Consider the following 17,662-nt stretch of genomic DNA (forward strand, 5'->3'; position numbering starts at 1 on the left):
CGCAAGCGCGCGACGTCGCCAGGGCCCGCGGTGCTACCATCCCGCGCCCCATGGCCACCTCGGACGACCGACGACCGCCCCTGAAGGGCACCCCGGACGCCGGCTCCCGCGAGTCCGGCGCACCGCACCCGGAGCCCTCGACGCTGCGTCGCGAAGCCCGTCTGGCGCGACTGGCGCTCGATCCGCAGCGCGAGGCGTCCCTCTCCGACGACCTCGTGCGCATCCTGGCCGCCTTCGAGAGCCTCCAGGAGGTGGACGTGTCGAACCTGGAGCCGCTGCACCAGCCCCTGCACGCGTCGCTCGCGGAGCCGCTTCGCCACGCCGCCCCGACCGACCCCGCGGCGGCGGGTACGTCGCGGCGCGACAGCCGCCTCGCGGCCCCGGACCCGACCTCGGCCGTGGACCGCGCCCGCCTGCTCGAAGGTGCCCCCGAACCGATCGACGGCCACTTCGGCGTGCCCCGGACGATCGAACAGTGAGCGGCGCGCACGACCAGTTGGCCGGTGACGCCCACGACGTGGCGCGCCGCATCGCGGACGGAACCCAGAGTGCGGAGAGCACCGTCGGCGCCGCCCTCGAGCGCGCGCGCACGGATCCGTTCGGGTGCTTCGAAGCGCTGGACGAGGAGGCCGCACTGGAGCGCGCGCGCGAGCTCGATCGCGCGCGGTCGGGCGGCGCGAGCTGCGGCCCCCTGTTCGGCGTCCCGATCGCGATCAAGTCGAACATCTGCGTGGACGGGGAACTCACGACCTGTGGCTCGCGACTGCTCGCGGGCCACCGCTCGATCTACGACGCGACGGCGGTCGAGCGGCTCGTCGCGGCCGGAGCCGTCGTCGTCGGAACGACGCGCATGGACGAGTTCGGCATGGGCTCGAGCGGCGAGAACTGCGCGAGCGGAGCGACGACGAATCCGCGCACGCCCGCGGGAGGGGCCGCACGCTCGCCGGGCGGTTCGTCGAGCGGTTCGGCGGCGGCGGTGGCCGCGGGGATCGTGCCGCTCGCGCTCGGATCGGACACGGGCGGCTCGGTGCGCCAACCCGCCGCGTTCTGCGGCGTCTTCGGACACAAGCCGACCTGGGGCCGCGTTTCGCGTCACGGACTCGTGGCCTTCGCTTCGTCGCTCGACACCATCGGAACGCTGGCCAGGAGCGCGCGCGACCTCGAACTCGCACTCGCCGTCATGGCCGGGCCCGATGGGCGCGACTCCACGGCGTTCGAGCGCACGGACCTCGATCGCGAACTCGCGGCTCCCGACGCGCGCGACGCGAACCGTCCGCTCGCCGGCCTGCGTCTGGGCGTGTTCGACGACTCCGCACTGACGGACGTCGATCCGCACGTGCTCGAACGCTTCACGCGCACGCTCGAACGCGCTCGCGAACTCGGTGCCGAGCTGGTCACGGTCGACCTCCCCCACCACCGCCACGGCGTGGCCGTCTACTACGTGCTCGCGCCCGCCGAGGCCTCGAGCAATCTCGCGCGCTACGACGGCGTGCGCTATGGCCGCCGCGTCGAAGCGGGTACGAGCCTCGAGGACATGATGACGGCCACGCGCACCGAGGGCTTCGGTCACGAGGTCACGCGCCGCATCCTGCTCGGGACCCACGTCCTGTCGAGCGGCTTCTACGAGGCCTGGTTCGACCGCGCCGCGCGCGTGCGGCGCGCCGTGGCCGACGACTTCGCCGCGGCCTTCGAGTCGGTCGACCTGATCGCGACGCCCACCGCGCCGACGACGCCGTTCACGCTCGGCGAGGACGTGGATCCGCTCGTGCGCTACCGCGGCGACGCGCTCACGATTCCGGCCAGCCTCGCGGGCCTGCCGGCGGTGAGCGTTCCGGTCGACGTCGAGCCCGGCCGCACCGTGGGCCTGCAACTCATCGGCCCGGCGACCGCGGACCTCTCCGTGCTGCGCGCGGCGGCGGCACTGCGGCCGGACTCGGTCGAGGCAACTCGTGGCGCCGCGCCGGGCGGAAGCGTCCAGTGAGCACGTTCGCGCACGAACACGGCTACGAGGTCGTCGTGGGTCTCGAGGTCCATGCGCAGCTCGCGACGGGCGGCAAACTGTTCGCACCCGAGCCGTACCGCTTCGGCGCCGACCCGAACAGCCTCGTCTCGATCGTGACGAGCGCGCAACCGGGCGTCCTGCCGCTGCTCGACCGCGCCGCCGTGGAACTCGCGCTGCGCGTCGCCCTCGCGCTCGACTGCCACATCCCCGAGACCAGCCGCTTCGACCGCAAGCACTACTTCTACTGCGACCTGCCGAAGGGCTATCAGATCACGCAGCTGTTCCACCCCTACTGCACGGGCGGGCGCGTGCCCCTGGCCGACGGTCGCGCGATCGAGCTCGAGCGCATCCACATCGAGGAGGACGCGGGCAAGGCCGTGCACGACCGCGGGCCGCGCACGCTGGTCGACCTGAACCGCGCCGGCGTGCCGCTCATCGAACTGGTCACGCGCCCCGACCTGCGCTCGTCCGACGACGCGGTCCAGTTCCTCGAGAGCTACCGCGAGATCCTCGTCTACACCGGCGCTTCGGACGCGGACATGGAGAAGGGCAATCTGCGCTGCGACGTGAACGTCTCGGTGCGACGCCCCGGCGAGCCGCTGCGGACCAAGGTCGAGCTGAAGAACCTCAACTCGCTGCGCAACGTGCAGGCCTCGATCGAGTTCGAAGCCGTGCGCCAGGTCGAAGCCTACGAAGCGGGCACGCCGGAACTCGTGGTGCAGGAGACGCGGCTGTTCGACGTCGAGCGCGGCGAGACGCGCACGATGCGTTCGAAGGAGGACGCGCACGACTACCGCTACATGCCCGACCCCGACCTGCCGCCCGTCCGGGTCGCCGCCGACGAACTCGAGCGCCTGCGCGACGGGCTGCCCACGCTTCCGCACGTTCGGCGTGCCAACTACGTCGAGCGCCTCGGGCTCTCGGCCTACGACGCGGGCGTGCTGACGGCGGAACGCGCCGTGAGCGACCTGTTCGACGGCGTGGTGGAACGCGCGGGCGACGGCGCCGCCAAGCAGGCCGCGAACTGGATCTCGAACCAGGTGCTGGGCGCGTTCGCGGACGAGTCGAACGCACTGGCGAGCGTGGCCGACCTGCCCTTCGGAGCGGCCGAGTTGGCTGAACTGGTCGAACTGGTCGATTCGGGCACGCTGCACTCGCGCGGAGCTCGCGACGTGCTCGACAAGCTGCTCACCGAAGGCGGTTCGCCCACGGAATGGGTCGAGCGCCTGAACTTGGGCGCGGTGCGCGATCGCGGCGCCCTCGAGGCCTGGTGCCGCACGGCGCTCGAGTCGAACGCGCGGGCCGTCGACGCGGTCAAGGGTGGCAACGAGAAGGCCGCCGGCGCGCTCGTCGGTGCGGTGATGAAGGCCTCGGGCGGACGCGCGGACCCGGCCGAGGCGCGCGCGCTGTTGCTCGAGCTGATCGCTGCGTCCTGATACGCGACGCTCGCCGACGGCGATCGCGACTCAACGCGATTCGGCGAGCAGCAACAGCTCGGGGCGCACCTGGGCGGAAGCCGGTACCGCGAGAACCACGACGCCACCGCCGGTCGCGTCACCCGCGAGCAGCGCCCACTCGTTCGGGCCGCTGTCCGTGCGCACGAGTCCGCGCGCGTGCCGCAGTTCGCCGCGCTTGGCCGGATCCATCTCGATCTCGATCTCGCGTGGATCGATCGCGAGTCCGACGCCGAGACCCTTCGAGATCGCCTCCTTCGCGCACCACAGGCGCAGGAGCTCGATCGGCTCCGAGTCGCGCGCGCGCCAGCGCTCGAGTTCGAGCGGCGACGCGATGCGATCGCAGACGTCGGCGATGTCCCAGTCCTCGGGAAGGTTCTCGCAGTCCACGCCGACCGGGCAGGTGGCGATCGCGACGGCCACGAGTCCGCGCGCGTGGGCGAGCGAACAGACGAGCTCGTGTGGTTCTTCGAAGCAGAGCGGCCCGCTGACGACGACCGGGGGGCCGTCGCCACCGCCGCCGATCTCCCAGGCGGCCGGGGCCCCGCCGTGCAGGCGCGCCAACTCGATCTTGAGCAGCGCGTGGGCAGCGGCGAAGGCCTCGCGGTCGCGCGGGTCGTGAAGTCGTTCCCAGCGCGCCCGTTCGGTCGGGTCCAGGAGGACCTCCGCGTCGGACACGGTGCTGGGCGCGGCTCCGACGGCCCGCACGACCCGGGACGGCTCGGTGCCGCTCGACCCACCCCCACCCCGACTCGCGCGCTCCATGCTGGACACGCTACCGTTGATCGGGCGCCGTCGATCCGATCCGCCCGCAACCCGGCCGATCCGGGGAACTATTCACCCAGCGAGTGTGACGAACCGATCCCGCCGTGGCACTCGTTCCTCACGCCGCAACCGACCCGACCTCGATCCGATGGCCACTTCCACCACCCTCGTCCGTCCACTGCTCGCCGTCGTCGCCGCCGCTTCGCTGGGGCTGACCGGTTGCCTCGAACCCGGCCCGAAGTACCACGGCAAGGACCACAAGTTCTCGTGGCAGGAGGACGAGCAGGAGGGCCGGAAGACGGCCAATCGCGAGGACCTGATCTACGTCCAACCGCCGCGTGCGGACTACGGATCGCGCAAGTAGAGCAGGTCGCGAACGAGCGGGCCGAGGTCGATGCTGGGTGGCTCGCACGATCCCGATGCGCGGCGCTCGACGTCGAGTGCGATCGGCGCGCTCGCAGTTCGACGCGCGTGCGCGGTACGGCCAGCGCCGTATCACGCGGACGCGAGCCAGTTCCTCGTACCCGGCGCCGCCCCGTCATTGGCCGGCCTCGTCCTGCACCACGCGTACGTGACGGTGGACCCCTCGACCTTCGCGATCAGCGCGAGCAACGCCGTGCGCGCCCTACTCGTCCCCTGACGGGGCCGACTACTCCCACTCGATCGTCGCCGGCGGCTTGCTCGAGATGTCGAGCACGACCCGGTTGATGCCGCGGACCTCGTTGATGATCCGGTTGCTGATGCGCGCGAGCAGTTCGTGGTCGAGGTGCGCCCAGTCCGCTGTCATGGCGTCCAGCGACTCGACCACGCGAATGGCCGCGGCCTGCTCGTAGGTCCGGGCGTCGCCCATCACCCCCACCGAGCGGATCGGCAACAGAACCGCGAAGTACTGCCACAGGGTGTGGTGCGCGCCCGCGGCCTCGATCTCCTCGCGCACGACCGCGTCGGCCTCCTGGCACAGCGCGACCTGCGCGGGCGTGACCTCGCCGAGGATGCGCACCGCGAGACCGGGGCCGGGGAAAGGTTGCCGATCGACGAGACTCGACGGCATGCCGAGCGTGCGGCCGATCGCGCGCACCTCGTCCTTGAAGAGCTCACGCAGCGGCTCGACCAGGTCCATCTCGAGGTCCTCGGGCAGGCCGCCGACGTTGTGGTGGCTCTTGATCACCGCGGTGTTGCCACCGTGGGCGGCGACCGACTCGATGACGTCGGGGTAGAGCGTGCCTTGAGCGAGGAAGTTCGCGTTCTCGAAGCGGCGCGCCTGCTCGCGGAAGACCTCCACGAAGTCGCGGCCGATGAGTTTGCGCTTGGTCTCGGGGTCGGTGACGCCGGCGAGGCTCGCGAGGAAACGCTCGCTCGCGTCGACCATCGTCAGGTCCATGTGCAGGTGCTCGCCGAACAGGCGCTCGACCGCTTCCGACTCGCCCTTACGCAAGAGACCGTTGTCCACGAAGATGCAGTGCAGCCGGTCGCCGATGGCCTGGTGCAGGATCATCGCCGCGACGGAACTGTCGACGCCGCCCGACAGACCGAGCACGACCTCGCCGGTCTCACCGACCTGGGCGCGCACCTTCTCGATCTGGTGCTCGACGATGTTCTGCGGGCTCCAGTCGCCCTCGAGTCCGCACACGCGATAGAGGAAGTTCTCGATCACCTCGCGGCCGCGGACGGAGTGGCTGACCTCCGGGTGGAACTGGATGCCGTAGAAGCGGCGATCCGCGTCGCCCATCGCGGCGAACGGGCAGGTGTCGCTCTCGGCCAGCACGGAGAACCCGGGGGGCATGGCCGTGACCGAGTCGCCGTGGCTCATCCACACGACGGTGTGGCCGCTGATGCCGGCGAACGGACCGGCGGGATCGAGCACGCGCATCGAGGTGCGTCCGAACTCGCGCTTGCCGGCCGCTTCGACGGTGCCTCCCAGGGTCTGCGTCATCCACTGCATCCCGTAGCAGATGCCGAGCACGGGCACGCCCAGTTCGAGCACCTCGGTCGGGATCTCCGGCGCGCCCTCGGCGTAGACCGATGCCGGTCCGCCCGAGAGGATCACGCCGGCCAGGTCCATGCGGCGCGCGGTGGCGAGCGCGTCCTTGGCCGGCGCGATCTCGCACCAGACCTGGCTCTCGCGGACGCGGCGGGCGATGAGCTGGGCGTACTGCGTGCCCAGGTCGACGATCAGGACACCCTTGGAGTCGTTCATGGTCTTGGCGGCGCGCCGGCGATCGGCGCGCGGTTCGAGCGGTGCACCCGGCGCGCGCTCACTCGTGGAAGTAGTTGGGCGCCTCGCGCGTGATGGTCACGTCGTGCGGGTGGCTCTCCTTCATGGCGGCCGCCGTGACCCGCGTGAAGCGCGCGCGCTCCCACAGGGCCTCGATCGTGGAAGCACCGCAGTACCCCATGCCCGCGCGCACGCCGCCGACCAGCTGGTAGACGTAGCTGGAGAGCTCGCCCTTGTACGGCACCATGCCTTCGATGCCCTCGGGCACCAGCTTCTCGGCGTCGGTGATCTCGCCCTGGCGATAGCGTTCCTTGCCGCCTTCGATCATCGCGCCGAGCGAGCCCATGCCGCGCACCGCTTTGAAGGTCCGGCCCTTGTAGATGATCTTGTCGCCCGGACTCTCGTCCATGCCGGCGAAGAGGCTGCCGAGCATGACGCACGAGGCGCCGCCGGCGAGGGCCTTGACGATGTCGCCCGAGAAGCGGATGCCGCCGTCGGCGATGACGGGGACGCCCGAGCCCTTGGCGGCGTCGGACACTTCGCGCACGGCGGTGAACTGGGGCACGCCGATGCCGGCCACGATGCGCGTCGTGCAGATCGAGCCGGGGCCGATGCCGACCTTGATGCCGTCGGCACCAGCGGCGATCAACTCGCGCGCGGCCTCTGCCGTGGCGATGTTGCCGGCCACCACGTCCACGTCGTGACGCTTCTTCAGAGCGATGACGGTCTCGACGACGTTGGACGAATGTCCGTGGGCCGTGTCGACCACCAGCACGTCGACGCCGGCGTCCACCAGCCCCGCGGCGCGGTCGTAGTCGTGGACCCCGATGCCGGCGGCGGCGCGCAGTCGTCCGCGTTCGTCGCAGGCCGAGTTCGGGTAGGCGTCGAGGTTGTCCAGGTCCTTCATCGTGATGAGACCGGCCAATCGGCCCGCGTCGTCCACGATCAGGAGCTTCTCGATCTTGTGCTGGTAGAGCAGCGTGCGCGCTTCGTCGAGCGACGTGGTCGGCGGCGCCGTGACCAGGTCGTCCTTGGTCATCACCGCGCTGACGGGCGTGTCTCCGGACGTCTCGAAGCGGCAGTCGCGCTTGGTCAGGATGCCGACGACGCGGCGCTCGGCATCGACGATCGGCACGCCCGAGACGTTCTGCGACGCCATCAGGTCGCGCGCGCGCTCCATCGTCACGTCGGGCGGCAGCGAGAACGGGTCGCGGATGATGCCGTTGGCCGATCGCTTGACCTTGTCGACCTCCTGGACCTGACGCTCGATCGACAGGTTGCGGTGGATGACGCCGATACCACCGGCCCGGGCCAGGGCGACGGCGAGCTGCCACTCGGTCACCGTGTCCATCGCCGCAGCGACCAGCGGCACGTTGATGGTCACGTTGCGCGAGACGCGGGTGCGCACGTCGGCGTCCTTCGGCAGGACGTCCGAGTGCTGCGGCACGAGGAGGACGTCGTCGTAGGCGAGGCCTTCGGGATACGTGTGCGCGGGGCTGGACTGGTCGGCCATCGTCCTGTCGTTCGGCTGCCGCAGCGGGCCTCGATCGAGGTCTCGCTGCCGAGGGTGGAAGCCGCCCATCGTAGCCAGCGCGGGTGGGCCGTCCAAGCCGCGCGAGGCGTCGCCGCGCGCCCCGACCTGGCCCGCACGAAAAAGGGTCCGAACGCCGCAAAGATGCGACGCCCGGACCCAGAAGAAGGAGGAGGTACCGGGGTGTCGACCCGCGGAGCCACCGAACTTGACCCGGGCCTTCGAACCGCGCTCGGGGTCTCGTCGCTGAACCGCCGCTCCTTCGGCGCTCGCCGCGCCCCGAAGAGCGCCCGGTCCAGCGCCCGGTCCAGCGCCCGGTCCAGGTCGCGCGCGCCGGCGAGCCCGATCCCGACCCGAAGCGCCCCCCCCAGGACCTCCCAGGGCCGCTCCGAGCCGCCCCCCTCGAACGAGGACAGTTCCGGGTGTGGGGCCTTCGGACGCTACCGTTCGAGGCCGCGTGCGCTGCCGCCGCCCCACTTCCCCCCCCGCGATGCCCCTCCCCCTCCAGACCCTGCACGTGTTTCCCGGCTTCGCCGTGGGCGGCGCGCAGATGCGAGCGGTGCGGCTGATCGAAGCGCTCGGCGACGGCTATCGACACGCCGTGGTCAGCCTGTCCGGAGCGGACGCCGGGCTCGAGCTCCTGGCCGATCCAAGAGCGGTCGAGTGGATCGCGCCGCCGGTGCGCGCGGGCAGCCTCGCGACGACGCGCGCGCTCGCCAGCCTCGTGCGCGCGCGGCGACCGGACCTGGTGCTGACCTACAACTGGGGCGCGCTCGACGGCGTGTTCGCCTGTCGCCTCGTCGGACGTCGCGCCCTGGTCCACCACGAGGACGGCTTCGGACCGGACGAGGTCGACCGGCGCCACGGACGGCGAAACCTCGTGCGCCGCTTCGTCCTGCGCGGCGCCCACCGCGTCGTCGTGCCGAGCCAGGTGCTCCAGACGATCGCGGCGCGCGAGTGGCGGCTGCCGGCGCGGCTCGTCGAGCTGATCCCGAACGGCGTCGACACCCAGCGCTTCGCCCCACCGAACGACGCGGACGGGACTGGTGCGACGGAACGCGCGGCCGTGCGCACCGAGCTCGGTATCGATCCGGCGGCGTTCGTCCTCGTCACGGTCGGCGGCCTGCGTCCCGAGAAGCGGCCCGACCGCGTGCTCGAGACGCTGGCGCTCCTGCCGCCCGACGTCCACGCGATCCTGGTCGGCACGGGCGGTGAACTCGAAGCGCTCGAACGCCGCGCGACGGAGCCCGACCTGCGCGGCCGCGTGCACCTGGTCGGGGCGCGTCCCGACCCGGCCCCCATGCTGCGCGCCGCCGACGCCTTCTGCCTGCCGAGCGACACCGAGCAGATGCCGATCGCGATGGTCGAGGCGATGGCCGTGGGTCTGCCGGTGGTCGCGACCGACGTGGGCGACGTGCGCGCGATCCTTCCCGACCAGCAGCAGGACCGGGTCGTTCCCAGCGGTTCCGAGGCCGCGGCCGGACTCGCGCGGGGCCTGCGGGCGCTCGCCGCCGATCCGGCGACGCGCGCTGCCCTCGGTCGTGCGAACCGCGCCCGCGTCGAGGAGCACTTCACGCAGGCCGGGATGGTCGCCCGCTACGACGCGCTGTATCGAGCCGCCGCGGCCCGGGACGGGCGCTGAGACGCGGCTCGGACGGCCTTTCCCGGTACCATCGGGGACCCGCCCGGACCGCGTCGAGACCTCGGAAGACCCTCCACCTCGACCGCTCGGGCACCGACCCGGCCCGTCCCCGTGACGACGCCGCCGCGCCTGCCACGCCGCACCCCGCCCGAGGGGATCGAGGCGGCGCAGGACCCGGCGGGCGACGAACGGGCCAACGCCCACGAACCACGACGAGAGCTGCCCTGTGCACATGAGCACCGAGACCGCGCGCGGACTGCGCTTCGACCTCCTCGAGCGCATCGCCGACCGCGCCTTCGCCCAGATGGTGGCGATGATCCACATCGCCAACTCGCGCAAGGACAAGGATCCGAGCGATCCCAAGGTCGGTGGCCACCCCGCGGCCTGCGCCAGTTCGTTCCACGTGCTGGGCGCGCTGCACCTGGTCGTGCGCGAGCCCCAGGACTTCGTGTGCTGCAAGCCGCACGCGTCCCCCATCGACCACGCCTACCACCACCTCATGCGTCTGATGCGGCGCGAGGACGGGACCTGGCTGACGGACGACGAGTCCGAGGGACTGATGGAGCGGCTGCGCAAGTTCGCGCAGCCGGGCGCGTCGGACGTCTTCCAGAGCTACCACGCGAAGACGGACCCCGACTCGTTCCACTTCCTGCCGTCGGGCACGGTCGGCATCCCGCCGGTCAACTCGATCTTCCTCGCGCTCGCCTATCGCTACGCGGCGGACCACGGCTTCGACGTGCCCAAGGACGCGCACTTCTGGTCGCTCATGGGCGACAGCGAGTTCCGCGAAGGGTCGTTGTTCGAAGCGATGCCCGAGGCGTCCGAGCGCAAGCTGGGCAACGTCACCTGGATGATCGACTACAACCGCCAGAGTCTCGACGGCACGCGCGGGACCTGGGAGGACGACGCCACGGTCAACGACGCCGTGCGCATCGAACGCACCGCGCTCGCCAACGGTTGGAAGGTCGTGCAGGTGCGCCACGGACGGCGTCGCCTCGAAGTGTTCGAACAGCCTGGCGGCAAGGCGCTGCAGAAACTGCTCGAGGGCGGCCTGCCCGACTACGAGCTGCAGCTGCTGCTCTTCCGGCGCGACGCGGACCTGGTGCGCGCGACCCTGACCGCCGCCGACCCGGCCTGCGCGCAGGTGCTCGAGCAACTCTCGGACAACCGCCTGCTGGCGGTGCTCGGCGACCTCGGCGGACACGACCTGCACTGCGTCACCGAGGCCATGCAGCTGTCGCGCACCGAGCCCGACGTCCCCTACCTCTTGATCTTCCACACGATCAAGGGCTTCGGGCTCGAGTGCTACGCCGACCCGGCGAACCACTCGTCGCTGCCTTCCAAGAAGGAGGTGAGTGAAGTCCTCGAACGCAACGGCCTGTCGACCGAGCGTCCGTTCGCGCACTTCCCCGACGACTCGGAGGAGGCCCGCTTCCTCGCCGAACGCGCCAAGCACTTCAAGCGCGGCATGGAGCAGCACGCCGAGCTGATCCAACGCAACCGCGAGGACGTGCGGCGCCGGGTCGAGGATGCCGGTGGTGTTCCGGACTCGCTGGGCATCGACCTGTCGATGTTCCCGCTCGCCCACACCCAACAGATGTGGGGTCAGATCGCGGCCAAGCTGGTACGTATCGCCACGCACGGACTGGGCGGCGCGCCGATCGGTGGCGCGGCGAAGGCCGAAGCGGACCTCGACGAGTTCGAGCGCCAGTGGGCACCGGCCGCGAACATGGTCATGACCATGTCGCCCGACGTCGGCACGTCGACGCAGATCGCACCGACGATGAACAGCCGGATCTACGGCCCCGACATCGTCGGCAAGGGCCAGCGCGACCGCGAGAGCGCCAAGTTCGAAGCGCGCCACCCGGAGCTCGTTCAGCACTCGAACGCCTTCACGCGCCACGTGCGTTTCGAGATCTGCGAGCAGAACTCGATGAGCGCCGCCGGCTCGTTCGGCGCGATGAACATGTACACCGGCATTCCGCTGATGCCGATCATGACGGTGTACGACTTCTTCCTGAAGCGCGCGCTCGACCAGCTCTACTACAACGTCTACTGGCGCAGCGAGTTCGTCCTGATGTCGACGCCGTCCGGAGTGACGCTCTCCCCCGAGGGAGCCCAACACTCCTGGAAGAGCGACATCCAGATGCCGAACCTCATCACCTGGGAACCGGCCTTCGCCGTCGAGTTGGACTGGATCCTCTCGGACGCGATCGCGCGCCAGGTCGAGGGGCGCAACGTCGGTCGCTCCGGCGTCCTGATCCGCGGCGTCACGCGCTCGCTCAAGCAGAAGGACCTGCTCGCCCACCTGGGTCGCCACGCGGCGAACAAGCAGGGACTCGGCGCCGGCACGCTCCTGGCTCCGGCCGGATCGAACTGGAGCGACGCGACCGACGAGTCGACGCTGCCGGCCGTGGACGACGCGACGCTGCTCGAGGGCCTGCGCACGAAGGTCCTGGCGGGTGCGTACCACCTGATCGACTGGCGTGGGTACGCCGGCTACGAGCCGGGCGACAACGTGGTGCAGCTGTTCTGCATGGGCTCGCTCGTGACCGAGGCGGTCGCCGCCTCCGAGCGCCTGCTCGAGCGCGGCATCTACGCCAACGTGATCGTCGTCAGCTCGCCCGAACTGTTGTGCGGCATCCTCGGTCACGAGGAGGACTACCGCTACCTGACGGAAGGCCTCGGCATCAGCGGCGATCTCTACGCCGTGCCGCAGGTCGCGCAGGACGCCGCCGATCTGGTGACCATCGCCGGGCGGCGCGTCCCGATCGTCTCGGTGCACGACGGCGAGGCCGGACTGCTCGACAACCTCGGTTCGATCGTCGGCGTCAAGCAGCTGACGCTCGCCGTGCGCCGCTTCAGCAAGTGCGGCCGACCGAACGAGGTCTACGGCTACCAGGGCATCGACGCGGACGCCGTGTTCGACGCCTGCGGTCGAGCGCTGGCCGAGACGGCGCTCGAGTCCGTCCAGGTCTCGCGCGGCGTGCTCGGCGCGCTCGAGGGTCGCTCCACCGAGCGTCCGCACTGGCGCGAACTGTGGCCGTCGGCCGAGTGAGCGGCGGCGCGGACGATTCGACGCCGAGCGGTCCCGGGTGGGGCGACGGTCCCGAGTGGGACCGCGCCCGCCCGCACCCGGTCCAGCGCGAAGCCGGCGATCCCGAACCTTTCGAGCCCTTCGAACGGATCGGGAGCGAGCGCGTGTACGACTCGCCCTGGTGCGGGCTGCGCCGCGACTTCATCCGCACCGCGCCCGGCGAGGAGCAGGACTACCACGTCTTCGAGGTCACGAACGCGGTGGCCGTCGTGCCGTTCCTGACCAGCGGCGACCTGCTCCTCTTGTGGCACCACCGCCACCCGGCCGGACGCAGTCAGTGGGAGCTGCCCGCCGGTCGCATCGCCGCGAACGAAGCGCCCGCCGACGCCGCCGCGCGCGAGCTCCTGGAAGAGACCGGCCACCGCGCCGGACGCATCGTCGCGCTGCCGGGCTTCTTCCCCACCGGCGGCATCAGTGCCCACTACGCGCACGTCTTCGCGGCGCTCGACTGCGAGCCCGTCGAAGCACCGGACCTCGAACCGGCGGAGCGACTCTCCGTGCACCGCGTCGCACGCAGCGAGGTCGAACGCCGACTCCTGGCCGGGCACTACGCCGACGCGTTCACGAGCCTGAGCCTGTTCTACGCCTTCGCGCGCTATCCGCGCTGATCAGCGGTCACGAGCACCGCGCCGCGCGCGAGCAATCGCTGGCGCAGTCGCGCGTAGTCCGTGTCCTGCACGTCGCCGTCGCGCTCGAGTGCTTGGATCGCGATCGCTCCGCAGGCCTGACCCAGGGCCATGAAGACCGGCTCCATGCGGATCGAACCGAAGGCGATGTGCGTGGCCGAGACCGCGGTCGGCGTCAGCACGTTCGTGGTCGCGCCGCGCGGCGGGAGCACGACGCCGAGATCGATGCCGTAGGGCCCGCCGGGCGGCACTTGCACGTCGCCCTCGTTGCGCACGCAACCATCTGCTCCGACGTGGCGCCACACGTTGTGCGAGTCCATGTTGTACGAGCCCATCGCGATCGGACGCTCGACCGGCAGCTCGCGCCGCACGTGCCGCTCGGTCTCGACGAAGTCCGAGCGCAGGCGCCGCCCCTCGCGCACGTAGACCGCGTGCGGCCAGCCGCCCGTGTCCGTGTACTCGTCGGCGGCCAGCCCCCAGGGCGCGTGGAAGGCGCGGATCTCGGCCGGCACGCGCTCGTGGTTCTGGAGCGTCCACAGGTGACCGCGCTGCCACCGCTCGTGGCGCGCGACGATCGCACGGCGCTCCGCGTCGCTCGCCAGCGGGTAGTCGTGGTTCTGCCCCACGAAGTCGCTCGACGCGCCGTTCCAGTTGTTCGAATCGGTCTTGCGATTCGGCATCAGGTCGAGCGTCAGGAAGTGCTTCCTCTGGCCGGCCTCGATCGAGCGGAACAGGAGTTCGTGGTCGCGCTCGTCGTAGTCGGGCGGCGGCGCGACGGCGAGCCGGTTGGCGGGGACGTCGGTGAGCGCCAGGCGGAAGCAGTAGGCCTGGACGCCCAGATCCGCGCTGCCGTCCGGCGGCAGGCTCGGCCGCAGCCCCGGCAGGAGACCCGAGTCCCGATCGCCGGCGACGATCCACGGATCGACGCCGGGCGGGAACTGGTTCTTGAGCGCGCGCGCGGTCTGCACGCCGTTCAGGGTCTCACCGAACTCGGCGTTCGACTCGCGCCCCACCACGAAGGGCAGGTGCGCCAGCTCGATCAGGTCGCCCTCGTAGGTGGCGTCGACGAAGACACGGGCGCGGAAGCGGCGTCCGTCGGTCGTGCGGATCTCGGTCAGTCGCTCGCCGTCGAAGACTCCGGGCGACGTGCGATCGAGCGCCGCACCGAGTTCGACGCGCACCGGCGACGACGCGATCCAGTCCTCGAAGATCGAGCGCGCCACGCCGGGCTCGAACAGCCACATGGTCCGCCGGGCTCCGTCGATCGCGACGGTCCCCTGACCGCGGTTCCCGAAGTCCGCGCGCGCCTGCCAGCGCCAGCGGGCGTCGTCCTCGTAGGCTTCGAAGACGCGGCCGTAGAACTCGCGCGCCAGGCCGCCGATCACCTCCTTGCGCCCCGTGTCGCTGAAGCCGAGCCCGGCCGAGCTCATGCCGCCCAGCACGCGACCGGCCTCGAGCAGCACGACCGACGCGCCGCCGGCTGCGGCCTCCAGCGCCGTCGTGACGCCGGCGCTCGTCCCGCCCACGACGACGACGTCGGCGGCGATCGGCTCGTCGTCCGCGGAAGCATCGCGCGCCGAACGCGGACCGCCGCAGGCGCCGAGCATCAGCCCGGCCCCTGCGGCGGCTCCACCTGCGAGAACCCTGCGGCGTGCGGCGTCGAACGTCGGATCGTGCACGGGGGCTCGCTCCATTGGATTCAGGCGTCGGCGGCCGGATCGGCGAGTTCGGCCGTGTCCGCCAACTCCGTGAAGAAGAGCGCCTCCGAGTTCAGGCAGTAGCGCAGGCCCGTGGGTTTCGGTCCGTCGGTGAAGACGTGACCCAGGTGACCGCCGCAGCGCGTGCACTCGATCTCGGTGCGCGGCACGAACAGCTTGGTGTCGGTGTGCTCGGTGATGTTCTCGGGCGCGATCGGCTGGAAGAAGCTGGGCCAACCGGTCCCCGAGTCGAACTTGGACGCGCTGGTGAACAGCGGCAGATCGCATCCGGCGCACGTGTAGACCCCCTCCAACTTGTTGTCGAGCAGGGTGCCGCAGAAGGGCCGCTCGGTGCCCTCGGCGCGCAGGATCTTGAAGCGCTCGAGGCCGAGCTGGGCGATCCACTCCTCGCGCGTCTTCTCGACCTTCGGCGAGGAGACCGGTCCGACGAGTTGGCCGGAGCGATCGAAGACGCGGACGCTCACGCGCGGTCCGTCGGCGGTGGCGTCGCTCGATCCGGTCCCGGTGGGTTGCGTGCCGCTCGAGTCGGTGCGTGCGTTCGAGTCCTTGGTCATGGTCGTCGTGGGGTCGGCCGCGCTGACGTCCGCGGCGGACGGCTTGTCGCCGCCGGTCGAACAACCCAGCACGAGGCCGAGCGCGACGACGGGCAACAGGAAGCGGGAGCGGGCGGCGGAGCGGTGGTCGATCTTCTTCATGGGTCGAGCGCAGACTACGGTGCGCACCTGTTCTTGGGTCATCGATCCGCGCGCCGGTAGAGGGCGAGGTGCGGTCCCGGGCGCGTCACCTTCCACAGGGACGTGAGCGGGAAGTCGAGCTCGGTGGGCAAGCGCTGTTCGGCTGCGGGTTCCCCCACCTCCCACACGGGTTCCTGTTCGAGGCGCAGCGGCGCGAGCTTCGGTGCGGGCGATCCCGCGCCGGCGCCCCGTTCGACGACCAGAGCGGGCTCCGGATCCACCGGCAGCGGCGCGCGACCGTCCGCGGTGTCGCGATCGACCACGAGCACCCACTCCACGCCGAGCGCGTCGAGCAGCGCGTTCGGATCGGTCGGAGCGGCGAACTCGGGCGGGCGCCCGGCGGTGAAGTCCCAACCGCGATGGCGCTCGTCGAACACGAACAGCTCGGCGAACGAGATCGAGTCCACGGGCCCGTCGGACAGCACGCCTGCCTCGAGTCGCGCGAGTTGCGCCCGCTCGCGCGCACCGAGATCGCGCCACTGGGCCGTGCGTTCGAGCGAACGCCGGTTCGGATCGAGCACCGGCCCGTAGCGATCGATGGCGAGCACGCCGGTGGGTGGATCCGCCTCCAGCAGGCGCGCGGCAACGGCGCGGGTGTCCTCGTTCGACAGGACCCAGGCCAGGCGCGCGCTCTGCACCAGCGGAATGAGCAACAGCGCGTAGAGCAGGCCGCGCACGAACGCACCGCGCTCGTACAGGATGCGCGCACCGAACGCGGCCGGGACGCTGAGGAACGCGAGCCCCGGCAGGATGTAGCGGACGTGGTCGTTCTGGTTCGTCGTGAAGAACGCGAGCCACAGGAGCGCGAACACGGTCGGGACGCGCGCGGCTCGAGAACGGAGCGCCGCCACGAGACCGACGAGCGCGAGCAGACACAGCACCGGGTCGTAGCCGATCATCGCCTTCGACAGACGCGCGAGCGACGCCCACCGGATGTCGAGCACGATCGACTGACCGCCGAGCGAGAGGTCCGCTTCGGGCCCGGACAGGTCGTCCTCGCCCGCGATCGCCTCGGGCGCACCGTGGACCAGGGCGGCGTTGTAGCCGACGGCCACCGCGACCAACGCGAACGCCGCGACGGCCACCGCTCCGTGGACGAGACGCGTGCTCACGTCGTCCTTCGAACGGAAGCCGCGCGGGCCGAACAACCACGCGAGTCCCGCGATCCCGAGCATCGGCAGACCGGCCTGGTGCGACGCCGCCGCCGCGGCTCCGAGGACCGCCGTGGCCACGAGCGCGCCGAGTCGTCCCGTGCGCAGGTAGCGCGCCGCCGGCCAACAGGCGAGCAGACCGAAGGCGGTCACCGGACCCCACGGGCGTTCCTGCACCGAGAAATGCACGGCGAGGAGGCAGGTCGCGGCGAGGTAGGCGCCGAACAGGGCGGTGCAGCGCTCGCGGTCCTCGCCGAGCGGTGGTGGCGACGCTCGGTCCGCCGCCGCTCCATCGACCCGGCGCTCCACGAGGACCAGGTACGCCGCCAGCGGCAGCAACAGTCCGAGCAGCGCCACGAGGATGCGCGCCGGGCGGTGGACGCGTTCGGGCTCGAGCAGGATGCGTTGGCCGAACTCCTCGGCGCCGCCCCACTCGCCCGTCGCGCGACCGAGCCCGTACTGACCGGCGTAGATCGGCAGCAGCGCGTACGGCAACAGGTACGGATAGGTCGAGTAGCGCCCGGCCGGCGGCACGAGGCTCTTCTCCTGCGCCATGCCGAGCGCGCCGCGGACGATGTGCGTGTCCGGCACGTACTCGGTGCGCGGAAAGCCGTGGCCGATGCCGAACAGACGCAGTCCGGCGGCGAGCGCGAGGATCGCGAGGAGCGGGAGAAGTCGCTTCAACGTCGAGCGACTCCGTCCGAGCCAGGTGCGTTCGCGGGGCGAG

General features: G+C 71.3%; 13 protein-coding genes. 7 read left to right on the plus strand and 6 right to left on the minus strand.

What is annotated here, in order from left to right; all coding sequences use genetic code 11:
- The first annotated feature begins 50 nt into the window (after positions 1-50).
- Genes Pla163_RS12110 through gatB form a run of 3 tightly spaced genes read left to right on the plus strand, consistent with a single transcriptional unit; the run spans position 51 to position 3,438 of the window.
- Positions 51-479, plus strand: a complete 429-nt coding sequence (locus tag Pla163_RS12110) for an Asp-tRNA(Asn)/Glu-tRNA(Gln) amidotransferase subunit GatC (protein WP_419185871.1) — start codon at positions 51-53, stop codon at positions 477-479.
- A complete protein-coding gene (gene gatA, locus Pla163_RS12115) occupies positions 476-1,981 on the plus strand; it encodes an Asp-tRNA(Asn)/Glu-tRNA(Gln) amidotransferase subunit GatA (protein ID WP_145188543.1) in 1,506 nt (501 codons plus the stop codon). The genes Pla163_RS12110 and gatA overlap by 4 nt, the downstream gene beginning before the upstream one ends.
- Entirely contained in the window at positions 1,978-3,438 is a 1,461-nt protein-coding gene (gene gatB, locus Pla163_RS12120) for an Asp-tRNA(Asn)/Glu-tRNA(Gln) amidotransferase subunit GatB (RefSeq protein ID WP_145188546.1), read from the plus strand. Before gatA ends, gatB begins: the two co-directional genes overlap by 4 nt.
- Positions 3,439-3,468: 30 nt before the next feature.
- On the opposite strand, the gene Pla163_RS12125 is transcribed toward gatB, so the two are convergent.
- Positions 3,469-4,134 (minus strand): 4'-phosphopantetheinyl transferase family protein, encoded by a 666-nt coding sequence (locus Pla163_RS12125; RefSeq protein WP_419185872.1) that lies wholly within the window; start codon positions 4,132-4,134, stop codon positions 3,469-3,471.
- A 235-nt stretch (positions 4,135-4,369) separates the two neighbouring features.
- On the opposite strand from Pla163_RS12125, the gene Pla163_RS12130 reads away from it, so the two are divergent.
- Positions 4,370-4,585 carry a hypothetical protein gene (locus Pla163_RS12130; protein WP_145188554.1) on the plus strand — a complete coding sequence of 72 codons (216 nt, stop codon included), beginning with the start codon at positions 4,370-4,372 and terminating at the stop codon, positions 4,583-4,585.
- Between the two features lie 285 nt (positions 4,586-4,870).
- Here Pla163_RS12130 and guaA read toward each other — a convergent pair whose 3' ends face one another.
- Both guaA and guaB read right to left on the minus strand, forming a co-directional pair.
- Positions 4,871-6,418 carry a glutamine-hydrolyzing GMP synthase gene (gene guaA, locus Pla163_RS12135; RefSeq protein ID WP_145188557.1) on the minus strand — a complete coding sequence of 516 codons (1,548 nt, stop codon included), beginning with the start codon at positions 6,416-6,418 and terminating at the stop codon, positions 4,871-4,873.
- Positions 6,419-6,476: 58 nt separating this feature from the next.
- Positions 6,477-7,949, minus strand: coding sequence for an IMP dehydrogenase (gene guaB / locus Pla163_RS12140; protein ID WP_145188560.1), 1,473 nt, complete (start codon positions 7,947-7,949; stop codon positions 6,477-6,479).
- A gap of 508 nt (positions 7,950-8,457) precedes the next feature.
- On the opposite strand from guaB, the gene Pla163_RS12145 reads away from it, so the two are divergent.
- The 3 genes from Pla163_RS12145 to Pla163_RS12155 all read left to right on the plus strand — a co-directional run bounded on the left by Pla163_RS12145 (position 8,458) and on the right by Pla163_RS12155 (position 13,314).
- The gene (locus Pla163_RS12145; RefSeq protein WP_145188563.1) at positions 8,458-9,609 is read left to right on the plus strand and encodes a glycosyltransferase; all 1,152 of its coding nucleotides are present in this window, start codon (positions 8,458-8,460) and stop codon (positions 9,607-9,609) included.
- 232 nt (positions 9,610-9,841) lie between these two features.
- Positions 9,842-12,667, plus strand: a complete 2,826-nt coding sequence (locus Pla163_RS12150; RefSeq protein ID WP_145188566.1) for a pyruvate dehydrogenase — start codon at positions 9,842-9,844, stop codon at positions 12,665-12,667.
- Positions 12,664-13,314 (plus strand): NUDIX hydrolase, encoded by a 651-nt coding sequence (locus Pla163_RS12155; protein WP_419185873.1) that lies wholly within the window; start codon positions 12,664-12,666, stop codon positions 13,312-13,314. The genes Pla163_RS12150 and Pla163_RS12155 overlap by 4 nt, the downstream gene beginning before the upstream one ends.
- Here the strand turns inward: Pla163_RS12155 and Pla163_RS12160 are convergent.
- Genes Pla163_RS12160 through Pla163_RS12170 form a run of 3 tightly spaced genes read right to left on the minus strand, consistent with a single transcriptional unit; the run spans position 13,302 to position 17,619 of the window.
- Positions 13,302-15,011, minus strand: coding sequence for an FAD-dependent oxidoreductase (locus tag Pla163_RS12160; protein WP_419185874.1), 1,710 nt, complete (start codon positions 15,009-15,011; stop codon positions 13,302-13,304). The two genes, Pla163_RS12155 and Pla163_RS12160, sit on opposite strands and share 13 nt — an antisense overlap.
- 20 nt (positions 15,012-15,031) lie before the next feature.
- Entirely contained in the window at positions 15,032-15,745 is a 714-nt protein-coding gene (gene msrB, locus Pla163_RS12165; RefSeq protein ID WP_419185875.1) for a peptide-methionine (R)-S-oxide reductase MsrB, read from the minus strand.
- Positions 15,746-15,783: 38 nt separating this feature from the next.
- Entirely contained in the window at positions 15,784-17,619 is a 1,836-nt protein-coding gene (locus Pla163_RS12170; protein ID WP_145188576.1) for a hypothetical protein, read from the minus strand.
- Between the last annotated feature and the right edge of the window lie 43 nt (positions 17,620-17,662).

Source organism: Rohdeia mirabilis (genome assembly GCA_007750655.1).
Classification (GTDB): Bacteria; Planctomycetota; UBA1135; order UBA1135.